This is a genomic window from Ruminococcus albus AD2013 (assembly GCF_000526775.1).
In the GTDB taxonomy this organism is placed as follows: Bacteria; Bacillota; Clostridia; order Oscillospirales; family Ruminococcaceae; genus Hominimerdicola; species Hominimerdicola alba_A.
Map to the genome: position 1 here is coordinate 1,732,069 of NZ_JAGS01000001.1, position 24,266 is coordinate 1,756,334.

General features: G+C 44.9%; 16 protein-coding genes, 2 pseudogenes and 1 riboswitch. Of the genes and pseudogenes, 9 read left to right on the plus strand and 9 right to left on the minus strand.

Annotation, left to right across the window (positions count from 1 at the left end; translation table 11 throughout):
• Nucleotides 1–255: 255 nt before the first annotated feature.
• The gene (locus N773_RS0107630) at nt 256–1,647 is read right to left on the minus strand and encodes an MATE family efflux transporter (protein WP_024857235.1); all 1,392 of its coding nucleotides are present in this window, start codon (nt 1,645–1,647) and stop codon (nt 256–258) included.
• 104 nt (nt 1,648–1,751) lie between these two features.
• On the opposite strand from N773_RS0107630, the gene N773_RS0107635 reads away from it, so the two are divergent.
• The 5 genes from N773_RS0107635 (at nt 1,752) to N773_RS0107655 (ending at nt 6,416) form a co-directional block, all read left to right on the plus strand.
• Complete coding sequence (locus N773_RS0107635; RefSeq protein WP_024857236.1) at nt 1,752–2,630, plus strand: AraC family transcriptional regulator; 879 nt, start codon at nt 1,752–1,754, stop codon at nt 2,628–2,630.
• A 158-nt stretch (nt 2,631–2,788) separates the two neighbouring features.
• Nucleotides 2,789–3,808 (plus strand): NAD-dependent epimerase/dehydratase family protein, encoded by a 1,020-nt coding sequence (locus N773_RS0107640; RefSeq protein WP_024857237.1) that lies wholly within the window; start codon nt 2,789–2,791, stop codon nt 3,806–3,808.
• Nucleotides 3,801–4,562, plus strand: a complete 762-nt coding sequence (locus N773_RS0107645) for an SDR family NAD(P)-dependent oxidoreductase (RefSeq protein WP_024857238.1) — start codon at nt 3,801–3,803, stop codon at nt 4,560–4,562. Before N773_RS0107640 ends, N773_RS0107645 begins: the two co-directional genes overlap by 8 nt.
• Nucleotides 4,563–4,588: 26 nt before the next feature.
• Nucleotides 4,589–5,767 (plus strand): iron-containing alcohol dehydrogenase, encoded by a 1,179-nt coding sequence (locus tag N773_RS0107650; RefSeq protein WP_024857239.1) that lies wholly within the window; start codon nt 4,589–4,591, stop codon nt 5,765–5,767.
• Nucleotides 5,768–5,972: 205 nt separating this feature from the next.
• Entirely contained in the window at nt 5,973–6,416 is a 444-nt protein-coding gene (locus N773_RS0107655; RefSeq protein WP_024857240.1) for a nucleoside deaminase, read from the plus strand.
• Nucleotides 6,417–6,512: 96 nt separating this feature from the next.
• Here the strand turns inward: N773_RS0107655 and N773_RS23490 are convergent.
• The 3 genes and pseudogenes from N773_RS23490 to N773_RS0107665 all read right to left on the minus strand — a co-directional run.
• A pseudogene (locus N773_RS23490) lies at nt 6,513–6,785 on the minus strand (fibronectin type III domain-containing protein); the annotation flags it as partial.
• Between the two features lie 135 nt (nt 6,786–6,920).
• Nucleotides 6,921–7,808 (minus strand): annotated as a pseudogene (locus N773_RS0107660) (leucine-rich repeat protein); the annotation flags it as partial.
• A 313-nt stretch (nt 7,809–8,121) separates the two neighbouring features.
• On the minus strand, nt 8,122–8,904 hold the full coding sequence (locus N773_RS0107665) for a helix-turn-helix domain-containing protein (RefSeq protein ID WP_024857242.1): 783 nt from the start codon (nt 8,902–8,904) through the stop codon (nt 8,122–8,124).
• 342 nt (nt 8,905–9,246) lie between these two features.
• Between N773_RS0107665 and N773_RS0107670 the strand changes: the two genes are divergently transcribed.
• Nucleotides 9,247–11,502, plus strand: coding sequence for a cellulase family glycosylhydrolase (locus N773_RS0107670; protein ID WP_024857243.1), 2,256 nt, complete (start codon nt 9,247–9,249; stop codon nt 11,500–11,502).
• Between the two features lie 98 nt (nt 11,503–11,600).
• Here the strand turns inward: N773_RS0107670 and N773_RS0107675 are convergent, their stop codons facing one another.
• Together N773_RS0107675 and N773_RS0107680 are read right to left on the minus strand one after the other, a co-directional pair.
• Entirely contained in the window at nt 11,601–14,153 is a 2,553-nt protein-coding gene (locus N773_RS0107675; protein WP_024857244.1) for a family 43 glycosylhydrolase, read from the minus strand.
• A 194-nt stretch (nt 14,154–14,347) separates the two neighbouring features.
• A complete protein-coding gene (locus tag N773_RS0107680) occupies nt 14,348–16,297 on the minus strand; it encodes a GGDEF domain-containing protein (protein ID WP_024857245.1) in 1,950 nt (649 codons plus the stop codon).
• A gap of 330 nt (nt 16,298–16,627) precedes the next feature.
• Nucleotides 16,628–16,740, plus strand: a riboswitch (THF riboswitch).
• 88 nt (nt 16,741–16,828) lie between these two features.
• Between N773_RS0107680 and N773_RS0107685 the strand changes: the two genes are divergently transcribed.
• Nucleotides 16,829–17,416 carry a folate family ECF transporter S component gene (locus N773_RS0107685; RefSeq protein WP_024857246.1) on the plus strand — a complete coding sequence of 196 codons (588 nt, stop codon included), beginning with the start codon at nt 16,829–16,831 and terminating at the stop codon, nt 17,414–17,416.
• On the plus strand, nt 17,413–18,699 hold the full coding sequence (locus tag N773_RS0107690) for a bifunctional folylpolyglutamate synthase/dihydrofolate synthase (RefSeq protein ID WP_024857247.1): 1,287 nt from the start codon (nt 17,413–17,415) through the stop codon (nt 18,697–18,699). The genes N773_RS0107685 and N773_RS0107690 overlap by 4 nt, the downstream gene beginning before the upstream one ends.
• 162 nt (nt 18,700–18,861) lie before the next feature.
• On the opposite strand, the gene N773_RS0107695 is transcribed toward N773_RS0107690, so the two are convergent.
• Nucleotides 18,862–21,066, minus strand: a complete 2,205-nt coding sequence (locus tag N773_RS0107695; RefSeq protein ID WP_024857248.1) for a family 43 glycosylhydrolase — start codon at nt 21,064–21,066, stop codon at nt 18,862–18,864.
• A gap of 577 nt (nt 21,067–21,643) precedes the next feature.
• Between N773_RS0107695 and N773_RS0107700 the strand changes: the two genes are divergently transcribed.
• Nucleotides 21,644–23,425 (plus strand): glycoside hydrolase family 5 protein, encoded by a 1,782-nt coding sequence (locus N773_RS0107700; RefSeq protein ID WP_024857249.1) that lies wholly within the window; start codon nt 21,644–21,646, stop codon nt 23,423–23,425.
• Nucleotides 23,426–23,556: 131 nt separating this feature from the next.
• On the opposite strand, the gene N773_RS0107705 is transcribed toward N773_RS0107700, so the two are convergent.
• Both N773_RS0107705 and N773_RS0107710 read right to left on the minus strand, forming a co-directional pair.
• A complete protein-coding gene (locus tag N773_RS0107705; RefSeq protein ID WP_024857250.1) occupies nt 23,557–23,877 on the minus strand; it encodes a hypothetical protein in 321 nt (106 codons plus the stop codon).
• Complete coding sequence (locus tag N773_RS0107710) at nt 23,874–24,266, minus strand: hypothetical protein (protein ID WP_024857251.1); 393 nt, start codon at nt 24,264–24,266, stop codon at nt 23,874–23,876. Before N773_RS0107710 ends, N773_RS0107705 begins: the two co-directional genes overlap by 4 nt.

Consider the following 24,266-nt stretch of genomic DNA (forward strand, 5'->3'; position numbering starts at 1 on the left):
CCAGGCAAAGTGTATTTACTAAAGTATACACCATTTTGTAAAAGAAATCAATACAATAATTAATATTATATGAAAATTCAAATAACTAAACAAATATTGCTTCGTTCCATTGGGCGAAATCACAAGATATTAAAATATTTAAGCAAAACATTTTTTCATTCGTCTGCATACATATTCACAGTATAATAAACACCCCTCAAGGGATATTCCCATTGAGGGGCATTTAATATGGAAGAACAAATCTGTAAAGCTAATTTAAATATGTTTGGGCTTACCGTGCGGAATGCACAAAGTCTGCGCTGTATTTCTGCTAATGGAATATTTTGCCTTTTCACGGGTGAATATCACGATGAACGCAGCTGAATTTATAAGAAGTGCGCCTACCCAGGCAAATATCTCAGCTGCTGCAGTGGCTTTAAATCCCAGACTGTCGATAAGAAGAACTATTGCACCGATGCGAAGCACCATTTCAGCTATGCCCGAAAGCATAGGCACAAATGGGAAACCCATGCCCTGCACACCGTTTCTGATAACAAACAGCATATCCACGGATAGGATCATAATTCCGCATAAAGGCAGAAACTCCGCAGCGTAGCTTATCTGCTTTTCGCCTGAAAGTATCAGCGAAGCAAGCCATCTGGGGAAGAATACCATCACCGAACCGAATACCAGATATGCCGCACCTGCTATACCAAGACAGACCTTCAAGCCGTCCCATATCCTGTCGAAACGCTTTGCACCGTAGTTCTGGCTTGTGTAGGAAGACATGGCTGCACCGGCTGTTGCAGCAGGCTGCATGAACATATTCAGATATCTGCTGCAAGCCGAATATGCCGAAGTGAAAGCTACTCCCAGACCGTTTACGAAATACTGTACCGCCATACAGCCCACTGCCGTTATGGAATTCATGAGCGCCATTGGGATACCGTTTCCGAGAAGTTTGGAGTACATTCTTGCATCATGTGAAAAATCAGCCTTTGTCAGCGCAAGAAAATCTGTTTTGCGCAGTTTATCCAAACATACAGCACCCGAGAATACCTGCGAAACGATAGTTGCAAGTGCCGCCCCGCTTACGCCCCAGTGGAATATAAAAATGAACACCGAATTGAGGGTGATATTCATGATAGATGATACTATTATGGCTTTCAGCGGTGTTTTGCTGTCACCCAGGGCACGGAGTATGCCCGCGCACATATTATACATTATTGTAGCTGCCAATCCGCCGAAAAGAATGTAGCCGTATTGCAGGCTCTCACCGATTATCAAAGGATCTGTTCTCAGCAGAACGAGTATAGATCTGAGGAACACAGCACTGAAAAGCGTCAGCAGCACAGTTATCACCGCAGCAAGTTCAATGGAATGTGCAAGTGTCCTGCGAAGCTTATCCATGTTCTTTTCGCCGAAGCTCTGGGCTATAAGGATAGAAAATCCGTTGGAAAGCCCCATGGAAAAGCCTATTATCAGAAAGCACAGCGACGACATATTACCTACCGCCGCAAGTGAATCATCACCGAGACCTTTTCCGACTATGGCGGTATCAGCGAAAGAATACAGCTGCTGAAGAGAATTCGTCAGAAGCAGAGGAAAGAAAAAACGCATTATAAGTTTGAACGGCCTACCTTGTGTAAGATCGGAAGTACTGTTCATTAAAAAAGATCCCCCTTAATGATTACCCTATTGATTTTTTTTAATATTTGTGTTACAATAATTATATATAATTGAAAAAAACTGCATTAGGAAGGAATCAGCCTATGAGTTCCCTTTTTGAAAAGCAGGACAGCCTTAATTCGCCTATCGAGACTTTTATTTTCGATACCGAAAAAATGAGCTTTCCCGTAAAACCCCACTGGCATTATTTTGCTGAATTCATATACGTTATCAATGGTAAAGCCGCCGTGACCTGTGACGGGATACAGTATGATGTATCCGAGGGAGAATTTATCATTTTATACCCCTCCGCCGTACACTCTATAATGTCAACCGACGGAAAACCTATTCTTTTCGCAGGACTTAAATTCGATCCCGCCAAATTTCAGAATTCTTCTTCATATGCGCCATCCGTTACCGCTGTTTTCAGGTACGCACGGTCGAAAGATATGCAGATACATTTCAGCTCTTCCGAATCAGAAGAGCTCAACTGCCGCGAGATCTTTTTTGACTGCGTCAAAGAGACCGAACTTTACCTTTATGGCAGAGATATCATCCTGCGTGCCCAGATCTATCGTCTCATTTTCGGCATTGTCAGAAAATGGATAGCATCCGGTCTCGATATCAACGGCTGCCCTGCAAGCTCAGCAGATGTTTTCGGGATCGAAAATATCGCAGAGTATATCGACAGCTGCCTTGACGAGAACATTCGCGTCACGGATATCGCCGACAAATGTCACATGAGCTACTCGGGCTTTGCGGTAAAGTTCCGCGAACAGTACGGCATGAGCTGCAAGGAATATATTGAGCGTATGCGCATATTCAAAGCCGAAGAGTATCTTCTGTTCACCGATCATGATCTAACTTTCATCAGCCAGCAGACAGGTTTTTCCGACTGCAGCCACTTTATACGAAGCTTCAAACGTCAGCGCGGGCTGACACCGAAACAGTTCCGTATGTCAAAAAAGAGATCGGGTGGATGACATATTACATTATAACACCACTCAACAGATAAAAATATCACTATTGAACTCAAAAATTGAATAAATCTATAAATATTACCTCATACCGTTGAAAAGCACTGCGAGATTTGATATTATATGAACACGGAAAATAAACAGATCCAACAAGGAGGTTTATCATGAGAGTATTGCTTATCGGCGGAACAGGAACTATCAGTATGGCAATAACCAGATTGCTTTTATCAGGTGATAACGAGGTCTATCTGCTAAACAGAGGCAGCAGAAACACAGGTCTTGAGGGAAATATCAAGTTCATTACGGCGGATATAAATAACGAAGAAGAGACTGCTGCAAAGATCAAGGATATGGAATTTGACTGCGTGGCTGAATTCATCGGATTCGTTCCCTCACAGGTCGAAAGAGATTTCAGGCTTTTCAACGGAAAGACAAAGCAGTATATCTATATCAGTTCTGCATCGGCATATCAGAAACCGCCTCAGGGCTATCTCATAACCGAAGAAACTCCACTTGAAAATCCTTACTGGGAATATTCAAGAAACAAGAAAGCCAGCGAGGAATATCTTTTTGAAAGATTCCATAAGGACGGCTTCCCTGTTACTATCGTCCGCCCAAGCCACACCTATGATGAACGCAGTGTTCCTCTGGGAGTACACGGCAACGGCGGAAGCTGGCAGGTCATCAGACGTATAATGGAGGGCAAGCCTGTTATAATACACGGCGACGGTTCATCGCTGTGGACAATAACCCACAACAGCGATTTCGCAAAGGGCTTTGTGGGTCTTATCGGCAAAAAAGAAACTATCGGTCAGGCATATCATATAACATCCGATGAAAGCGTCAGCTGGAACAGCATATACAAGGCTATCGCTGATGCGCTGGGTGTTGAACTTGACCCATATTATGTATCTTCTCAGATGTTGGCAAATATGGGCAGAGATTACGATTTTACAGGCAGTCTTATCGGCGATAAGGCAAACTCGGTGATATTCGATAACTCTAAGCTGAAGTCGGTGGTACCCGATTTCAAGGCAGAGATAAGTGCGGCAAAGGGTATCGAAATGACAGTTAAAAATATCCTCGCCCACCCCGAATATCAGCATGAGGACAAGGAATTCGATATGTGGTGCGACAAGGTTATAGATACTATCGAAAAAGCAAAGGAGAATATGAATGGTTGATGTTAAAGGACGCTGGGCATTTGTAACAGGCGCAGCAAGAGGTATAGGATACAGAGCGGCTCTGTTCATGGCTGAACGCGGCTGCAATCTTATAGTTCACGGCAGAACTCCCGAACACTGTGAAAAGATAGTCGCAGAAGCAAAAGCGCAGGGCGTACAGGCTTATGCTGTCGGTGCTGAATTTTCCGACATAGCACAGGTCGAAAAAATGCTTGCCGATATCGATGCACTCGGCGTGACGGTAGATATCGTCCTAAACAATGCAGGCATTCAGGTGGCTTACAGAACAGAATATCTTGATACTCCCGCTAAGGATTATGAGGACAGCTTCAAGATTAATACCATAGCCCCCATGATGATAACCTATCATTTCCTTGCTAAAATGGGCAAAACAGGATTCGGACGCATTGTCAACACCACAAGCGGCATCCGTCTAGAACCCGAGCAGGCAGGATACAGCGCCAGCAAGGCTGCCCTTGACAAGGTTACAATGGATCTCGCATCAAAATACAATGGCACAGATATATGCATAAACATCACCGATCCGGGTTGGTGCAGAACAGATCTCGGCGGACCTCACGCCCCCAATGACCCAGACAGCGCTCTCCCCGGAGTTGTGGTAGGTGCTTTCATCGATGACAAAAAGTCGGGAAGAAACTTTGCGGCTGGCAATTTCTACGATATGACCATTGAAGAAGCAGTCCGAAAAGCTGAAAGCGATATACCCGTATACACAGGTTCAATCGGACTATAATATAACCGAACATAAGGAGGATATCTATGAATAACTTCAATTTTTACAGCCCTACAGAATTTGTATTCGGAAAAGACAGAGAAAATGAGTGCGGAACTTATGTAAAAAAGTTTGGCGGAAGCAAGGTACTTATCCACTACGGCGGAAATTCAGCTAAAAAGTCGGGCTTGCTGGACAGAGTAAAGAAGTCTCTTGAAAACAGCGGCATCGCTTATTGTGAGCTGGGCGGCGTACAGCCAAATCCCCGCGATGGTCTTGTATACAAGGGCATCGAGCTTTGCCGCAAGGAAAATATCGACTTTATCCTTGCAGTAGGCGGCGGTTCTGTTATAGATTCTTCCAAAGCGATAGCAGCTGGTGTACCCTATGACGGCGATTTCTGGGACTTTTACAGCGGAAAGCGTATCGAAAAGGCACTCCCTGTGGGCACAGTTCTGACCATAGCTGCGGCAGGAAGTGAGGGTTCGGGCGATTCCGTTATAACCAAAGAGGACGGTATGTTCAAGAGAGGTGCAGGTTCTGACGCACTGCGCCCTAAGTTCTCGGTAATGAATCCAGAGCTGACCCAGACACTTCCCGCTTATCAGACAGCCTGCGGTGCTACCGATATCATGGCGCACGTTTTTGAAAGATATTTCACCAACACCACCGAGGTCGAGATAACCGACCGTCTTTGTGAGGCTGTGCTCATGACTATGGTGAAAGAAACCCCCAGAGTTATAGCAGACCCCAATAACTACGAAGCAAGAGCAAATATCATGTGGGCAGGTATGGTAGCTCACAATAATATAGTCGGAGTTGGCAGAGAGCAGGACTGGAACAGCCACGGTATCGAGCATGAACTTTCCGCACTGTATGACTGTGCTCACGGTGCAGGACTTGCCGTTATCATGCCCGCATGGATGGAGTTCGTTTACAAGCATAATATCATGCGTTTCTGCCAGATGGCTGTAAGAGTTTTCGGCTGCAATATGGATTTCGAGAATCCCGAGAACACAGCGATCGCAGGCATAAAAGCTTTCCGCAGATTCCTGCATGACATCGGTATGCCGATAAACTTTGCAGAACTTGGCGCTAAGGAAGAAGATATCCCCGTGCTCACTGAAAAGCTTGGTCTTGGCGACGGCAAAACAGGCGGTTTTGTTCATCTGTCATCTGAAGATGTATCGCAGATCTACAAGATAGCTGCAAAGGCTACTCTTTAATTATAACACGATCATACGTTAAGTAAGGTAAAAATAGTTTTTTGTCTTTCAGAAGGATATATTAAAAAAATAACGGGCAGCTGTTCATGAGAGTGGCTGTCTGTTACTGTTTACGTTATGTCCGGAAAGGGAAAAGCCTTGATTTTATCAGCTTTTTGTGATATAATATAAAATAATTCGTATATAAATTTCGTGAGGTGCAGTTATGGACAGATTTATGGAAATAGCGATCGAGGAGGCAAGAAAGGGTATCCGCGCAGGACACGGAGGTCCTTTTGGGTGCGTTATCGTGAAAGACGGTGAAATGATCGGCAGAGGACATAATGAAGTTATACTGCAAAAAGATCCGACCTGTCACGGAGAGATAATGGCGATACACAATGCCTGCAAAAATCTTGGCTCTTTCGATCTGTCAGACTGTGAGCTTTACACCACGGCTGAACCCTGCCCAATGTGCCTCGGCGCTATCAGGTGGGCGAATATCCGAAAGGTCTATTATGGATGTAATATATCCGATACCGACAGTATAGGTTTCCGCGATCAGCAGTTCTATACAGAACCCGCTGATATTCTTGAAGAAATCGACCGCAAAGAATGTCTTGAACTCTTCCGCGAATATCATGACATAGAAAACAAGATCGGTTACTGAATCGTTTGTTTGTGCATGATTTTCTGAACTTACGAATATAACGCAAAAACGGCAGCCAGCATAGGACTGCCGTTTTTATATTCTCCAAAACCGATATTATCTAACAGTAACAGTTATAGCATTCTTGATAGGATCGGTCGTATTCCACTTACCGTTGACTCTTGCAGCAACAGCTACTCTGTAGGTCATGCCGGGAGTCAGGTTCTTGGGAGTTACATAGCTGTTATTTGTGATATTTGAAGTCTGAACTCTCCACTTGCCTGCCAGATATACAGCGATGCCGTACTTGTCAGCACCCTGAACCTTATCCCAAATGAACTGTATCTGATGATACTGAGAGTTGGTTATAGCCCTGACGTTTGTAGGATAATCATTATTCTGGGGCTGAGGATCCGGATCTATATCAATGACGGTAGATGTATCATATACCATGTTAGCATTGTTCAGGAAAGTCATATCAGATGGCTTTTCAACACTTTCCCACTTATCTCTGCTGCCGTAGAATGTGATAGTCGCACGGCTGGTCACATCAGAGAATGCATAGTCCTCGATCTTTGTAAGGCTGCTTGAAAGCTTCAATTCGCTGAGCCTGTTGCAGTAAGCAAACGCCATAGAACCAATGTAAGAAGCACCCTTTGCATCAACAGAATTAAGATTCTCGCAATAGAAGAATGTGTTGTCGCATACTTCCTTAACACCTGTGGGGAATACAACGGAAGTAACATCGTTGTTTCCTGCAAATGCGCTGGGCGATACGTACTTAACGCTTGAAGGTACAGTAACAGCGCCCTTTGCAGTAGTAGCATCGATAAGAGCACCGTTTACAACAACGAGAGAATCTTGCTGACGCTGTGCTTCCAGCCAGGGAGTTGAATCAAAACACTTGTCATGTATCTCGATAAACTTGTTCGGGAATTTTACGGTATCAAGGCTTGAGCAGTACTCAAAAGCGTGCATCTCCATTACTTCAAGACTTGAAGGCAGAGTTACCGACTGGAGATTTGAAGAAAATGAGAATGCATAGTAACCGATAGTCTTTACAGACTCAGGGATAGATATGCTTGTGATAGAGCTGCACTGGAAAGCATATCTTGCGATAGCTGTAACAGGCAGACCGTCGATAGTTGAGGGGATATTTACGGATGTAGTACCGCTGGTGCAGTCATATATCTCGATATGGTCGGAATACTTCTGATACTTGATATTTCCCGAAACACCCTCTGTAAAGTTATAATCGATCGGCTCATACAAAGCGTTAGCTGTTATCTGGGCAGCGGGGAATACACCGCTCTGAGCTGCCATAGCTGATACACTTGCTGCCATAACTGCAAATGCCAGCGCAGACGTCCTGATCATTTTTCTTCCTGATCTTTTCATATACACACACTCCATCTTAAAACTGATTTGAAAATTAACGGATACAGTAAAACACCATCGCTAAAAGGCGATATAAATGTTTTAACCAATATAATGATTTTATTTTATCATATAACAAAGTTTTTGTCTACAAAAATTTTCAAATATGAATGTAAACTTTTTACGCTTTTGTCAATGCCGACTTTGTTTTGTGAAGGTCCCGATCAAGCTGCAAAGAACATTTATCGAAGTCATTATTATGGTGTCAAAAGGTGACAGGCGGTGACAGATTTTTCACCCGTTTAAGCCCGTAAATACGCTGTTTTACATACCCTAAGGGAGATAAAAACTAATCCTTGCGCTTTCGGTATTCAAGCGGAGTGACCCCGCATCGTTCCTTGAACTGCCGAGTAAAATGCTCGTAATTACGATAGCCGCATTTTCCCGCGATATCATGAGCTGTCAGATTTGTGGAGGTCAGAAGCATTTTCGCATATTCTGTCTTGGCGTTGATGAAATCCTGTATGAATGTCACCCCGAAAATTTTTTTATAATAATACTGAAAAGAAGCCGTACTCATGCGGACTTCATGTGCCGCCCATGTTATCGAACGAGGTATGTAGGGCTCGGCATATATCTTATGGCGGATAGTAAGCAGTATCTCATGTTCGGCATCATTAATATGTTTATCGGGAATATACAGCGTATCACTTACACGGTTGAATATAAGCCACATATAATGCTCCATATTCTCCTGCGCATAGGGCGACTCGGAGGTATATTCATCGGCGATAGCCTTGATACACCAGCTGAGAAATTCGGCGGCTTCTGTCGGTATACCCTGTGCGTAGGGAATTTTTCTTTTGAGAAATTCCTCTTCTTCACCCTCACCGAACCGAAAATGTATCCAGTCGTTTGCGAATTCATGCTTGGGCAAACACCTGTAATACTGCGGCATTCCCTGCGGATAAAGAAAGAATGAATCCTTCGGGACTACGATATCTTTACCGTAAAGTGTGAACACAGTATCGGTTTTGAGTATCAGGAGAAGACAGTCTCCGCTGCCGTTCGGACGCTCGATCAGAAAATCCGTATCGTGTCTGTGGTTATATCCGACATTATTGATCATCATCAAACATCACTCTCCGTTTTTTTAAAAAACATCATCCAAGTTATATTATATATCATTGAATTCTCATTGTCAACAGTGTATAATAAATTTAGTTTGGGGCATACAATTATGCGCATTATCCACAAGGGTGTACGCGGAGAAATGTGCGTAATCTACATGGAGTCACTTCAGTTCACTCTCAGCAAGCGGTCAATACACGGCTGAATACTCCTGCTGTCCCCACAGCCAATGGTCAGATAAGGCTGTGAAACAACCAAAGATACGGGTCTGCCGATAAAATGAGAGGCGTAAACGGCATACCTGAACAGGTCTAATATTTATGATCAAAAGGGGAATTATTTTATGAAGACTAGAAGCAGAAAGACTTTTGCGCTTTCAGTGGTCTGTGCTATGGCAGTATCCTGCCTTTCACTCATCGAACCCGTCCGCGCAGAAGCCGCTTTCGAGAAAAACGCTAAACAGACTGTTGCCGATATGGGTCTGGGGTGGAACCTCGGCAACTCGCTGGACAGCTATTCAGGCACTACGATAGGTTCTAACAGAGGAAGTACATCTTCCGAAACAGCATGGGGAAATCCCGCTACGACCAAAGCCATGATCGACATGGTAAAGAAATCGGGTGTAAAAACCGTTCGTGTACCTGTTACCTGGTACGAACATATGGATCCTGTGACCTACAAGATCGACGAAACATGGATGAACAGGGTGGAAGAGATCGTAGATTATGTTCTCGAAGACGATATGTACTGCATTATCAACGTTCATCACGATACAGGTGAAAAGGGCTGGCTGAAAGCGAACAGCACAAACCTTCAGACAAAGAAAGCAATGTTCACATCTATATGGGAACAGGTCAGCGACAATTTTGCCGATTACGGCGACAAGCTTCTGTTTGAAGGCTTCAACGAGATACTGGACGAGAGTTCTAATCAGTGGTGGATACCAAGTTCAGAAGCTTGCCCTATCGCAAATGATCTCAACCAGATCTTTGTTGATACCGTAAGAAGTTCAGGTGGAAACAATGCCAAGAGAAATCTCATATGCAACACCTATTGCGGCGGCGCGAACTATGAGATAACAAGCCAGTACGTTCTGCCTAAGGATACGATAAGCAACAGACTGATTGTTGAAGCACACGTTTATCAGCCTTTTGAATTCACGCACGAAAGTTATCCCGATATAACATCGTGGACAAAATCTCCGCTGGATAACGTACTTGATAACCTCAACAGAACATTCTCCCAGAAGGGTATCCCCGTTATCATAGGCGAGTTCGGCTGTGCAAACAAGAACAATATGGATCAGATAACTTCCTGGGCAAAGTATCTTGTTGAAAAATGCACGAAGTACGGTATGTGCTGTATATGGTGGGATAATGGTTCTCAGTATAAGATCTACAACCGCCGCACTTGTAAAGTATCTCAGCCCGAACTGCTGAACACTATGCTTGCAGCCGCAGGTTCAGAGGTTTACATTGATCCTCAGAAAAAGGTCAGGGGCGATATCAACGGCGACGGCAAACTAAACGATACCGACAAGGAACTTCTCCAGAATTATCTCATAAAGCTCTCTGATAATATCAGCATGAATGCCGATATCAACCTGGACGGCGAGATAGATGTCATCGACCTTGTTGAGATGAAAAGAGCTATACTGAACCCCGAGACTACTCCCGATGAGAACAATCTCTGTGCAAACGAAGACAACTGGGCAAGCTGGACCGATACCTCCGAAGGCGCACAGGGCGAGCTGTTCTATGTTGACAACGGTGTTGCAATGCAGGTAGACAAGGGCGGCAAAAACGATTGGAACGCGCAGTTCTTCTATGATGCGCTTACTCTTGAACAGGGTGCAACTTACAAGCTTTCATTCGATTATATCAGTGACAAGCCTCAGTCCACATCCTTTATTGTAAATCAGGGTCACGGCGAATATCTGCCATATTACAGCGATACTCTGAACTGGACAACTACATCCCAGCATTACACCGCTACTTTTGATTATACTTCCAAGACCGACAATGCCTGCCGTGTAACATTCAATCTCGGCGGTGGCGGAGTAAACGTACCCTACAAAGCTACTATCACAAATCTTTCTCTTGTAAAGATCAGCGGCGGTTCATCGTCTTCAACAGGATCCACAACAACAGAGACTACTGTTGCAGCAGGTACAAATATGGCTGCTGATGCTTCAAAATTCTCAGGTTGGGCAAATACCGAAGGCGGAGCTTCTGCATCATTCAAAAATCTCAGCAACGGTCTCCAGATCGCTGTAAATAATTCAGGTTCTGATGTATGGCACGTTCAGGGTATGTATCCTGACATCACCCTTGAAAAAGGCGCTACTTACGAGATATCATTCGATTATCAGGCAAACAAGTCTGTTGATATGGGATACAAGTTCCAGCAGAATTACGATCCTTACGATCAGTATTTCAACGCACCACTTAGTTTCACAACACAGAAACAGCATTATTCCAAGACTTTCGCAATGACCGAACCTACCGATGATAATGTTGCCTGTGTATTCACCTGCGGCGGCGTGAATACTCCCGTAACTGTTACTATCACAGATCTTGTTATCAAAAAGATATCTTGATACGTACTTACCCGGCAGGTACAAGATAATATGAAAAACTCTCTGTCCGAGTGATCGGCAGAGAGTTTTTTCTTATCTTTGAGTTTTTGGAGAATGTATCAGCGTCCAAGAAGTTTGCGCTTCATTTCAACAAGATCAATAACATCGATCTCGCCGTCAAAATTGATATCGCCCTTTGAAGCATCAGTCAGACCTCCGAGTTTTACGAGATATCTGCGCAGCATATCCACATCATTTTCATCGAATACACCGTTTGCATCAACGTCACCGTTTACAGTTACAACAGGCTCTGTCACAAAAGCATTCTTTGCAACAGGCTCGAATACATAGTCTGATCCCTGACCGCCTGTATTTACCAGCTTGTAGCTTCCGTCAGCGTTGCACTTTATGGTGTAAGTTCCGCTCTTGCCGTTTTCCTCGGTGATGGTATATCTGCCGTCGCTAAGACGCTTGACTGTGCGATCACCCGTCACCTTGCCGTCAGAAATTCTGCGGAAACTGTACACGCCGTCATTCACAGCAGGACAAACAGGTGTCACAGAGAATAGCTGACAATCGAAAGCATTGTATGGATACTGTGCGATATTTCCGCCGTTTTCCTTTGACCACTCAAATACATCAAGGGAGCTTTTCGCACCCGAGCACTTGGAAAGGAATGCGTAATATCCGTTGTTTTCAACTACCTTGAACAGCTGATTATCTGCACCAGTATAGGTCGAAAGTTCAACATTTGTACCGTCAGCCCCGGTATTATATGCAACGGAAATGACCTTTGATTCGTCACCTACCGACGCGATACGGCACCAGCCGTTTCCCTCCGCAACGATACGGAACTGCTGTGCAAAGCAGCCGTTCTGTTCCCACTGCTGGATATTTGTACCGTTAGCAGTACTTCCGTTCGGCAGATCAAGGGAGAGATTGCTGTTCTTGTTTACTATATAGTAGCTGACACCGGAAAGCAGATCTGTACCGCTTATCTTCAGTGAAGCACCGGGATACTCATTTGTTACGGAATCTGGGTTGAACACAAGGTCATATTCCGAATTGGTATAATCCCCCGTCCAAGCCCGCTCCGAACCACTGAACTGATCGTTCTTAGCACCCCAGACTGTCTGGTTATTGCTGCCAACGGCAGTAAAGCTCATAACCTTTTTGCCCTTCTCGTTCTTGCCCGCGTAGAAGTAACCCTTGTAAGTCCTGCCGTCAATAACGAGAGTAGCATCTGCTGTGGTACCGCCCTGCTTCCATGTACCGCTTGCATCGCCCGAGATAGTTCCGTTTGAGTTAAGATAAATAGTCTTATAGTTGATGATATTGCCGTTGGTTGCATTTCCGTGGTTGATATATTCGTACTTGCCGACAATATCGCTTTCATTGTAACCGCCCTTTGAAAGCTGATCTCCCGCGTATTCAAAGGGAGTAACAACAGGCCAGCCCTCAGCGTTGAAATACATCTGATGTACCCTGACCTGATGTATCTCGTAACCGTCATCGAACCTTGTATGATATACCAGATACCACTGACCGTCATCATCATGCAGAACAGAATTGTGACCGCAAGCCATATATGCCTTATCAAGGGTCGAGAACTTGTAGTTGCCCATTACTTTCAGTCCGACGGAATCCAGATCGGTATTAGAGTTCAGCACTGCGGGATTTCCTGCGGCATCAACAAAGGGACCGAGAGGAGATCTTGAACGTGATACACGCATATTATATCCGCCTGTGGAAGTCAGACCGCCGTAGGTCGTCCAGAGATAGTAGTATCCTGTATCAGCATTATATTCAATAAAAGGACCCTCACCGGATTTGCCGTAGCCGCCTGCTATTTTCGTGCCGAAGTAGCTGTCCACCATTCTGCCGTCAGAGGTCTTGCCTGTTTTAGGATGTTTACACTTACCTGTTTCGGGGTCTATTTCCAGTGTGAAGATACCTCCCGACCAGGAACCGTAGGTCATATACATCTTGCCGTCTGTACCGTAGTATATAGTGGGGTCTATGGCATTCGGGAACAGCTGATTATTGAAATCATGATTGCTGAACCAGCTGTTATTGTAAGTGACCTCGCCCTTAGCAATAAGCTCGTCTATATTTGTAGATGTGTATTTGCGGTTGACGCTCTTTGTGGAGCTGTAAACATAGCTGTCATTGTCGTAAAAACCCGAATAGATCAGCGTATCACCAAAGGTATACGTACCCTTGATATTCTTCGACCAAGCATAGCATATAACCGAGCGCTTGTAAGTCGAGCTTGTGCAGAAGTACATCACATAAGCACCGCGGCTTCCGTCGGGGCACTTAAAATCAGGGTTCCATATTACATCGGGAGCCCATACCGCAAATCCGCCCTTGCAGTCTTCAAGGTCTTCGCCCGACCATGCAAAGGCTTTTTTGAGATTATCGGAAAGATTGCCGAACTCAACATTGTTATAACGTGCATAGCCGTTCGAGAAGGTATTCCAGTTCATGAGATCACTCGACTGTGCCGCATCGATATGCGAACCGAAAACATAGTACATACCGTTAGTCTTGATGATAGACGGGTCATGTACTGATACTCTCTGACCTGCCGCATTTGCGCCGATGCTGCTCATGCCCGATATACTCAGACTGAGTGCCAGAAGCGCTGCACCGATCCTGCGTTTTTTCATTATGATTCCCCCTTAGGTATAAAATGTCAGGTAACGACAATATATTTTTAAATATTATAACATATCACAATAACTTTGACAATAACATATACGGTCATTTAATTAACATTTTCGGTCAAAAGCGAGATATCTGCAATGCAAAAAAAGACCGACAATCAATGAACTGTCGGTCTCATATTTGTAATAGTGCATACTCAGGGAATATCTACTTTATGATCATTCATCTTTCTGAGTATCTTATGATAGTACATAGCTTCATCAGCTTCAAGTATCAGGCTGTCAAGACGAACATCGTCAGTCAATCGGCTCAAAGCTGCACCGATGCTGGCAGTTACAGAATATGGCTTCTGTATGTTTGCCATCTTCTTTTTTAACACCTGATAGAACCGCTCCTTCTTCATATCAAGAACGATATCATCATACTGCCCTACGCCTATAATGTAGAATTCATCACCGCCCGCACGTACACAAAGCTCATGTTCGTCCGTTATCGAAGCTGCCACATCACTAATAACTTTGATGGCAACGTCACCCTCCTGATGCCCGAAAGTGTCGTTTATGTATTTCAGGCGATCCATATCGATAACGCATACAAACAGCTTATCATCAGGATCGGCATTTCTCCGCATTTTTTCAAATTCGCTGTACATTCCGCGGCGGTTGAGCAATCCCGTCATTTTATCATGGAATGACATATCAATGAAGTGATGCTTTGAACGCACCATTTCAAGAGCGTTGTTTGCAAATCTCAGCCAGTTGCGGTAAACAAGATTGATCTTTTCCTTATCCGTAAGCTTTCTTTGCAGAACAGTATACCCGAGAGTATTATCGCCGAAGTGCATAGGTGAAAAATAATACACATAAGGGACGTCGCTGTTTTCAAACATTCCCGGGAGCATTTCTTTCCTGCTGAATGTTTCGGCATCGGTGTTGGAGCAATAGTCACCGCGGCACTCTTTCGATCTCCGCATGACAAGCTTGATTCTTTCGGTATAGCCTTTCTTGCAATTCATATCCATATCCAGCCAGTCTTCGCACATACACAGGTAAATATTCTCATAAGGTGCAAGGATGTACGCGGCATCGTAGAGATTGCTTATACATTCATCAGGGGTCTGTGATGCAGTCAGCTTTTCGGGGATATAGCTCTCCATCAGCATACCGATATCGATATTATCACTAAACAAAGCCGTTGAATAGTTTTTCGAGACAAAGTACATGGAAGATTTTACCATATCCAGAGTTTTTTCAAAATCGGGCTTACAGCCGCAGCTTTTGCCGAGATGAAGCATATGTGTCAGATCGGGCTTGAAAGGAATGACCTCCTTATCGGGTTCGATCTTTGACCTTATAATGTCGACCGCATCGGCAGCACATTTTGCAAAGTTTGATTCTATGGTTGTAAGTGATATTTTATTCAGGAGCGCTTCATGTGTAGCTTCAAATCCCAGTACACGGATATCCTCCGGAACTCTCACATCATTGGCACTCAGTTCCTCGATAAGTCCCAGAGCCATATGATCGCTTGCGGCTATAACCGCATCCGGCATGGAAATTTTTCCCGATAATATATCATCAGCCAGTTTTTGACCGCTGAAATACCAGAAATCGCCGTAGATGATATGTTCGTCCTTCACCTGTAATCCTAAGTTTGCAAGTTCGTCCAGCATAACAGCAAGGCGTGATTCCGCTTCGGTATTACCCTTTTGTCCCGTCAGCAGACATATCTCTTTGCATCCGTGTACATTTACAGCATGGCGGCAGAGTTCACGGAACATAAGGTCATTGTCGCTTCTGACCATTGTAATATCGTCGATGGGGATACCAACTCCCACCAGCGGAGCGTCTGTCTGTTCTTTTATCCTATGGCAGATCTTCTCGACATATTTGGTCCTGTTCTGCAGCACAAGGCTTATTACATCAATAACTATACCATCGAACCTTGAAAAATCCGGGAGCTCGTATATAGCCATCTCGCCCTCGGCATATTCTCTGAAAAAGAAATCAGGCGATATCATCGCAGAAAATACAGCCACATTATAACCGTATTTTTCACACTGTTCAAATATACCTGATGCCAGTCTGTTGGCGTGTATCGATTCGGGAACAGCAGTCAGAAAGCATATATTTTTACGTTCGGACATATCATCACCCCTTTCTTATCCTGTCAGCCGCAGGAGTGCCCCGATGCCTTCAGAACTATTCATTACATCTGTTTCTATTAAATAATTATACAACATAGAACAATTAATGTCAATATCAAAATTGTGAAAAACTAACATTATCAGAAAAAATTATTTTTTAATTAACGGATATGCTGCACAAATTACCTCAGCTGTTTTATACCTTAACAAAGGATATTCAAGTTGTTCGATAATTGTTTACAAATGTAAAACTATGCTGCTTGTATAATCTATTGACAAAGCCGTAAAAATTCGTTATAATATACACGCAGTTGAAACTGCAATTGATTTTGAAGAGTAAAATTACGTTCGTTAAGTGTTGACTGAACGGGGAGTTGTCAGTCAAACGAAAAGCCGTGCAGAAAAACTGCGGGCTTGCGGTTCGTATTTTGCATCCCGCTTCATAGGACAACAGATAAAAGACTCGTTGGCAGTATATCTGCTTATACGCCTTCTTTTCTGTCGTATGATGTGGAAAAGGAGGTTATTTTTATGCAGACAAACAATTCAGCAGCAAAAAACAACATCAGGGTATTCGGAACAGTGGCTGTTATGACAGCTTCGGCTATACTTGCAGCCCTCAGTATCATACTGGGCAAATTTCTCTCTATCCCTGTCGGCAACAGTATACGCATAGGTTTTGAAAATCTGCCCATAGTAATTGCATCCATCTTATTCGGACCTGTGATCGGTGCTGCAACAGCGGTCGCGGCGGATATCGTAGGCTGTATACTCCATGGATATCCTATCAATCCCATAATAACTGTGGGTGCACTTTGCATAGGTCTTATCTCGGGTTATGTTTACAGACAGATAGCTAAAAACGACACAGAGCACATAAGCACAGACAGAAGTATGCATTGGGTGAAGATATTCATAAGCGTTGTCGCCGCCTATGCTATCGGTTTAATGGTCATCAAGTCGCTGGGTCTGTATATTGCATACGGCACACCTTTCCAGACCATTGTGTTCCGTGTTATCACCGCATCTGTCAGTGCAATTATCGATGCGACAATAGTATGGGCGCTCATGCAGAATAAGAGCTTTATGAAAGAGATCGGCAGGATAATAAAAAGATGACATATGAACAAACTCTAGGATATCTGAGAAAAGCCGCAACGAGAGGCAGTGTTCTGGGTCTTGACCGTGTAAAAGAACTGCTTCATCTGTTGGGCGACCCTCAGGAAAAGTTAAAAATAATACATATCTCGGGCACAAACGGCAAAGGTTCATTTGCGGCTATGCTGTCTTCGGTACTGCGCTGTTCGGGATACAGGACAGGCAGTTTCTGTTCGCCTGCTATGACAGGCGTGACAGACAGTTACCGTATAAACGGCGCTGAAATATCAAAAGATCGCTTTGCAGATCTTATCGGCACTATTGTGCCAATTGCGGAATCCATGGCTGAAAAGCCAACAGAATTTGAAGTTATCGCCGCAGCCGCATATCTGCTTTTTGCAGAAGAAAACTGCGATATCGCTGTGGTGGAATGCGGCATGGGAGGCGACGGCGACGCGACCAACGTTATGAAAGCTCCCCTGCTGTCGGTCATAACCAATGTTGCACTTGACCACTGCGGATTTCTTGGCAGTACAACAGCCGAGATAGCAGGTCACAAGGCGGGCATAATCAAGCAGGACTGTCCCGCTTATTTCGGCGGAAAAGACAGCGATGCTCTCGCCGTGATATCAAAACGTGCGGAACAGCTTGGCGCACCTCTGGCTCTGTATGATGACAGTCCGCTTTCAGATATCTCATACAGCCTTGACGGTATATCCTTCCGATGGAAGGGAGAAAACTACATGGTACCTCTGTGCGGCACATATCAGCGCGATAACATCGTCAACCTTATGTGCTGTGTGGATATACTAAGAAAACATGGTATGACCATAGATACCGACAGCCTTCGCAAAGGTCTTGCAGAGACCGTATGGCAGGGCAGATTCGAGGTAATGTACCGCGATCCTTATGTTGTATACGACGGTGCCCATAATCCCGACGGCATTGCAAAGGCGGCAGAAAGTATTGAGATGTACTTTCCAGACAAGGCAGTTCTGCTTATCGGCGTTATGGCTGATAAGGATTACAGGCTTTATGCGGATATGCTGGGCAGGTTTATAGAAAAAGTGTACACCGTTACTCCTGACAATCCAAGGGCACTGAACAGTGCCGCCCTTGCGGAAGTTTTCGCCGATAAGAACATAGCTGCCGAAAGCTTTGAATATCTCCCCGACGGAGTTTCAGCCGCTTACGAACACGCAAAAGAAAAAGGCTTGCCCCTGATCGCACTCGGCTCGCTTTATATGTACCGTGAATTCAGGGAAGCTATGAAGCTTATACTTGATAAAACGATCAGCACATAAATAATAAAGATCATCGGAGCCGAGATTCCGATGATCTTTTTTTCTTCTGTCGATCAGCACAAATGTTCCACGTGGAACATTTGTGCTATAATCAGAACTATCCAAGAAAAGGATCCCCTGCCCTTACAAACAGAGGATCCTTTATCGGGGAAATGTTATATGTTAGCTGAGACTCCAACTATCTACAGATGCATTGTTATTGAATACGAAATAGAGATCGTTCTTGCCGCTGAGATCTACAACAGGAACGGTGATTTCCTGCATGGAAGAACCTGCGGGTATCTCAACATATGTAACTGCTTTTCCGCTTGCACTGCCCGTGCATACCTTTACGATACAGCCTGTGCTTGAAGAAGCCTTGAGTGTCAGGTTCTGAGCGTTGCTTCCGCAGTCAACGCCCTGAACACGGTACCAGCTGCCCTTCTTGGCCTGTACGATAGAGTTTCCGCTGCCGCTGATGGTGATGCCACCCTGATGCGAAAATGTAGCTGCACGCTGAGTCTTGTATGGATCAAAGGACTTGATCTGGCTCAAACCCTTCTTAGTGCCTGTAACAGCCTGTATAGTACCATCGGAATTGATGTTCACCTTGTCGATATGAGTGCTGCGGTATCCGCCCTTGAGTCCCATGCTGTCCTGTAAGTACTGTGCATGGTATGTCAGGTACCACTGATTGTTGAACTTGAAGAATGTGTGGTGGTTGTTTCCGCCTGTGCCGAAGAATGTACCTATGCCCTTGAATGCTTCGCCCTTGTAGGTGAAGGGGCCGAGAGGACTGCTGCTGACCATATAGTTGATAGCGCCGCCTGTCAGGCCATACTGATTTCCGCCGGTGTTGAAATTAGAGCAGTAGCTGTAATAGTACTTGCCGTTGAACTTGTGTATACCGCTGTCCTCAAAGAGATAAGGCGCATCGATTGCCTGAGGTGTACCAACGATAGAAGTCATATTATCGCTGAGCTTTACGCATCTTGCAGTCTTAGGATGAGCGTACTGTGAGTTGGGAACACCGCCGCCGAAGTACAGGTAGCCTGTGCCGTCGTCATCGACCAGTACAGCGGGGTCAAACAGCCATTCAACGTTGCCGCAGTTAGGAGTCTGACGGGAGATCAGTGCCTTGCCGATAGGATCTTTCCAGGGACCTGTGGGGCTGTCAGCTTCCAGTACAGCTATTCCGTTGCCGCCGTTTGCAAAGTAAAGGAAGAACTTCTCCTTGCCGTTGATCTTCTTATGGCAGGCAGTAGGTGCCCAGGAATTTCCGCCCCATTTGCAGAGACCGTTAGAACCTGCAGCATTGATGAGGCCGTGATCTGTCCAGTTTACAAGGTCATCGGAAGAAATACATCTCAGGCAGTTTATGGAACTGTACTCGATGTCCTTGACCTTGCCGTTGCTGTACAGCAGATGGTCATCTGTCATAAAGATGTATACTCTGCCGTTGTATTCCATTACTCCGGGATCTGCGCCGAAATACTGGGATATCAGAGGATTGTTCTCGCTATCCTTCTTATAGCATTTTTCAAGATTTACATAACCGAACTTACTTGCCATTTCTGTGAGATCTATCTTATATACTGTCGGGAACTTGTCTATCTTGCCCAGGATATAATCCTGAAGTGCGCTGATATCATCGCTGTTTACTTCACCGCTCTTGTCAACATCGGCAGCCTTTTCGGAATTCGTATCCTCGAATCCTCTTATCAGTCCGCGCTTGGCAAGAAGAAGATCCATAACATCTATATCGCCGTCAAAATTGACATCGCCTCTGCCGTCGCGCTTAGGCTTTGAACTGCTGCCTGAACCGCCTACACTTACGACCTTTGCTTCATCGATATAGAAATTGCCTGTGACATCAACGGTCTCAACATAGAGTATCATATCGCTTGCATCATCGGGAAGCTGGAAACTGGGGTTTGAAAGCTCCATCCACTGTCCGCGGGAAGCTGTGCCCTCAGCTATGTGAGCGTAGTTTACAGTACCGGTAGAATCGGTGTACTGCAGTGAGAGCAGGAAGGTCTGCTGGCTCTCGCCATCTTCATAGTCTACGTGTACGCTGAAGCTGTAGCTCTGACCGGGTATGAAATACGAGGTATCAAGAGTTTTCTGAAGGCCTTGCCATGCACTTGTACGGTCTTTTATGAGAAGAGCGTTGGTTCCGGCAAAAGGATGTCTGCCGCTGAGCGTTAACTCGCCTGCGCCTCTGACTTCCCAGTTATCACTGCTGTCCTCAAACGTATCATAGTAGTAATAGCTTTCCTCGGCATTTGCGCTTGTAGCAACATCTGACGGGAATGCTGATTGTGAAAAAAGCATAGCACCCGCTAAAGCCGCGGTAGTCAGCTTTTTAACATTCGAGCTGATTTTCATGTCAATTCCTCCCTCTGGATGTGTATAAAAAACAACTAAAAACCGTGTCGTTATATTGGCACATATCATATTTTGTTATTTTATTATACCAAATTCATTCAAAGCGGTCAACTCAAATCATGAACATTTGACGTAAAAAGTGGATATTATTATGTTCAATTATTTATTATTTTTATCAAAAATTCAATGTTATCAGACAGGTCAAAACATCCGAAAATGCCGTCCACTGCGTATTCAAACCATACAGAACACTCTTTGGACATTATTTCTGCAAATGCTAATATCCTGATATTATCTGAAATGCGCAGTGTCCAAAAATGCATTTCGCCTGAAAGTAGAAAATCAAAGTATGATATCTACACCAATACTCATCTGAATTTAACCTATCACAGCATTTACCGTCCGCATATTTTGAAATCGATTTCAACAATATCACGAAAATATAAAGCAGTAATCGGTCAATTCGCGGAAAAATGTTTTTACTTATTGACAATCTTCTTATAATATTGTATAATATCAGCATATTAAACTGCCTGAGATATCTCAATATCAGGCAGCCGAAGAGGGGAATGTATTTATGTTAAAAAAACTGATCTCAGGGCTGACCGCTGCAGCATCTGCCTGCACGATAGTCCTCGCTCCGGCTTCAGGGATAGCCGAAAAAAGCGCTGCTGTAATTCCTGCATCCGCAGCAACTGCTGATTCCTATCACGATGACTGGCTGCACGTAAACGAAAATGCCGAAGTAGTTGATATGAACGGTAATCCTGTATGGATGACAGGCTGCAACTGGTTCGGATATAACGTTGGAAGTCAGGTATTCGACGGCGTATGGAGCCTGAATATGCATCAGGCGCTCAACGAGATAGCAGACCACGGCTTCAATCTGCTTCGTGTACCCATGTCCACCGAGATACTTCTGCAGTGGAAAAACCGCAAGCCCGATCCTATCATCAAGCTGAACGAATGGAAGAATCCCGAGCTCACACTTGAAGGTGTCGAAGGCGGTACTCCCATGTACAGCTTTGATATCTGGAACAAGGCTGTGGAATGGTGCAGAGAGAACGGTATCAAGATAATGATGGACGTTCACTGCGCTACTACCAATGCCGCAGGTCATAACTACGCACTGTGGTACGACAGCAACTACAGCGAGAAGGACTGGCTCGATGCACTGGCATGGTTCGCTGACTACTACAAGGACGATGATACGATCATCGCCATCGACCTCAAGAACGAGCCCCATGGCAAAAAGGACGATGGTATCTTTGCTAAATGGGACGGCTCCAGCGATGCCAACAACTGGCGTTATGCCGCTGAAAAGGGCGCTAAAGCCTGCCTCGATAAGAACCCTAACCTCCTCATAATGGTAGAGGGCATAGAGGTTTATCCTAAGTTTGAAAAGGGCTTCGACTGGAATTCGGGTTCCACCGATTATGCTCATTACGGCGATCCCGATTATCAGCCTTACCACGGCGCATGGTGGGGCGGCAACTTCCGCGGCGCAAGGGATTATCCTGTAAACCTCGGCAAGTATCAGAGCCAGCTGGTATACTCACCCCATGACTACGGTCCTCTGGTTTACGAGCAATCATGGTTCCACCTGCAGGGTAAGGGTCCTAACTATACAAGCTATAAATTCGACAGAAAATCTCTGCTTAAAGAGTACTGGTATGATTCATGGGCTTTCCTTGTTGAAGAGAAGATCTCTCCCCTGCTGATGGGCGAATGGGGCGGACGTATCGACTCTGTCAACGATCCCTCGGGTGCAAACAAGCACTGGATGGAAGTTCTCCGTGACTATATGATAGAAAAGCGTATCCACCACACCTTCTGGTGCTTCAACGAAAATTCCAGCGATACAGGCGGACTTATCGCCAGCGACGGCAACTGGGATCACTGGGACGAAGAGAAGTATGAATTCGTTAAGCCCTCGCTCTGGCAGGACGAAAAGGGAAAATTCATCAGTCTTGACCATAAGATAAAGCTTGGTAAGTCCGGAAATGGTATATCCCTCAGCGATTATTATTCCACTTCACATTCCGATCCTGATCCCGATCCGGATCCTCAGCCTCAGAATAATGATTATCCTAAGAACGTTAAGGTCAATTACAGCACACAGTATCACCAGGTACAGTTTATCTGGGATAAAGTTCAGGGCGCTGACAAGTACGGCATCGCTGTATACCTGGCAGGAAAATGGAGAGTACAGACTTCCAATATCACAACTAACAACTATGTAACTCCCAAGAACCTGACACCCGGCATGACCTACAAGGTTGCAGTTGCTGCAAGAGTGAACGGCAAGTGGAACACCACAGACCCCATCAAGAACGCAATAACTGTTACTATTAAGTAATCTTTCACATACCATATAACGGCAGTTTCTTCGGGAACTGCCGTTTGCTTTTACAAAAATAAAAACACCGTCCATACCATAAAAAGTACAGACGGTGATCTTATTGCATCGGAAGATACGACGATATTTTACTACCTGCTTTTTTTGCTGAGAATAGCACTTTTAAGTGCGCCCGTGGGGTCTTTCACCAGTAAAACGATGACCCAGATGACCAGTGCCAGGGCGATGACCGACAGACCAAGGAAGGCATCATTCAGCATATCTGCACCTGCGGGCTGAAAGTATTCAGCACCGCTTTCAAGATATTCGACCACTGCATCAACGAGCCACATTAGAGATGCGCCCCAGAACATATACAGCAGAACGCCTGTCTTCAGCTTTCTTGCTTTCTCACTTGAATACCATACCACAGTAGATATAACCGCCGCGATAACTGTTATCAGTAGTGTCATGCTGTGGCACCAGCTTTCTTTTCAGATTTATTATCAGAAGCTGTTATCTTATTTGAAACTATCACCAGACCTGCCCAGACGGCGGTAACAAGTATCGCCATAGCAGACCCCGAAGTCGCCATCTCATGGAGCATTTCCGCGGTATCAGCAGGATCATTTGCCGCTGTCAGAAATGGGAAGAAAGGTGTTACCTCACCATGCCATACGTGTTCAAACGCCAGCAGTCCCGAACCGCCCCACAGCATACCGTTGAGCCATTTCAGCTTATCTGCAAAACCGATCTTCATCCGGCTGCCATCCTTGTCCTCACTTTTCTCCTTTTTTGCGACTACCTTCTGTATAACAGTCGTAACTATCGCCTCTGTTGCAGGCACTACAAAACAAGCCAT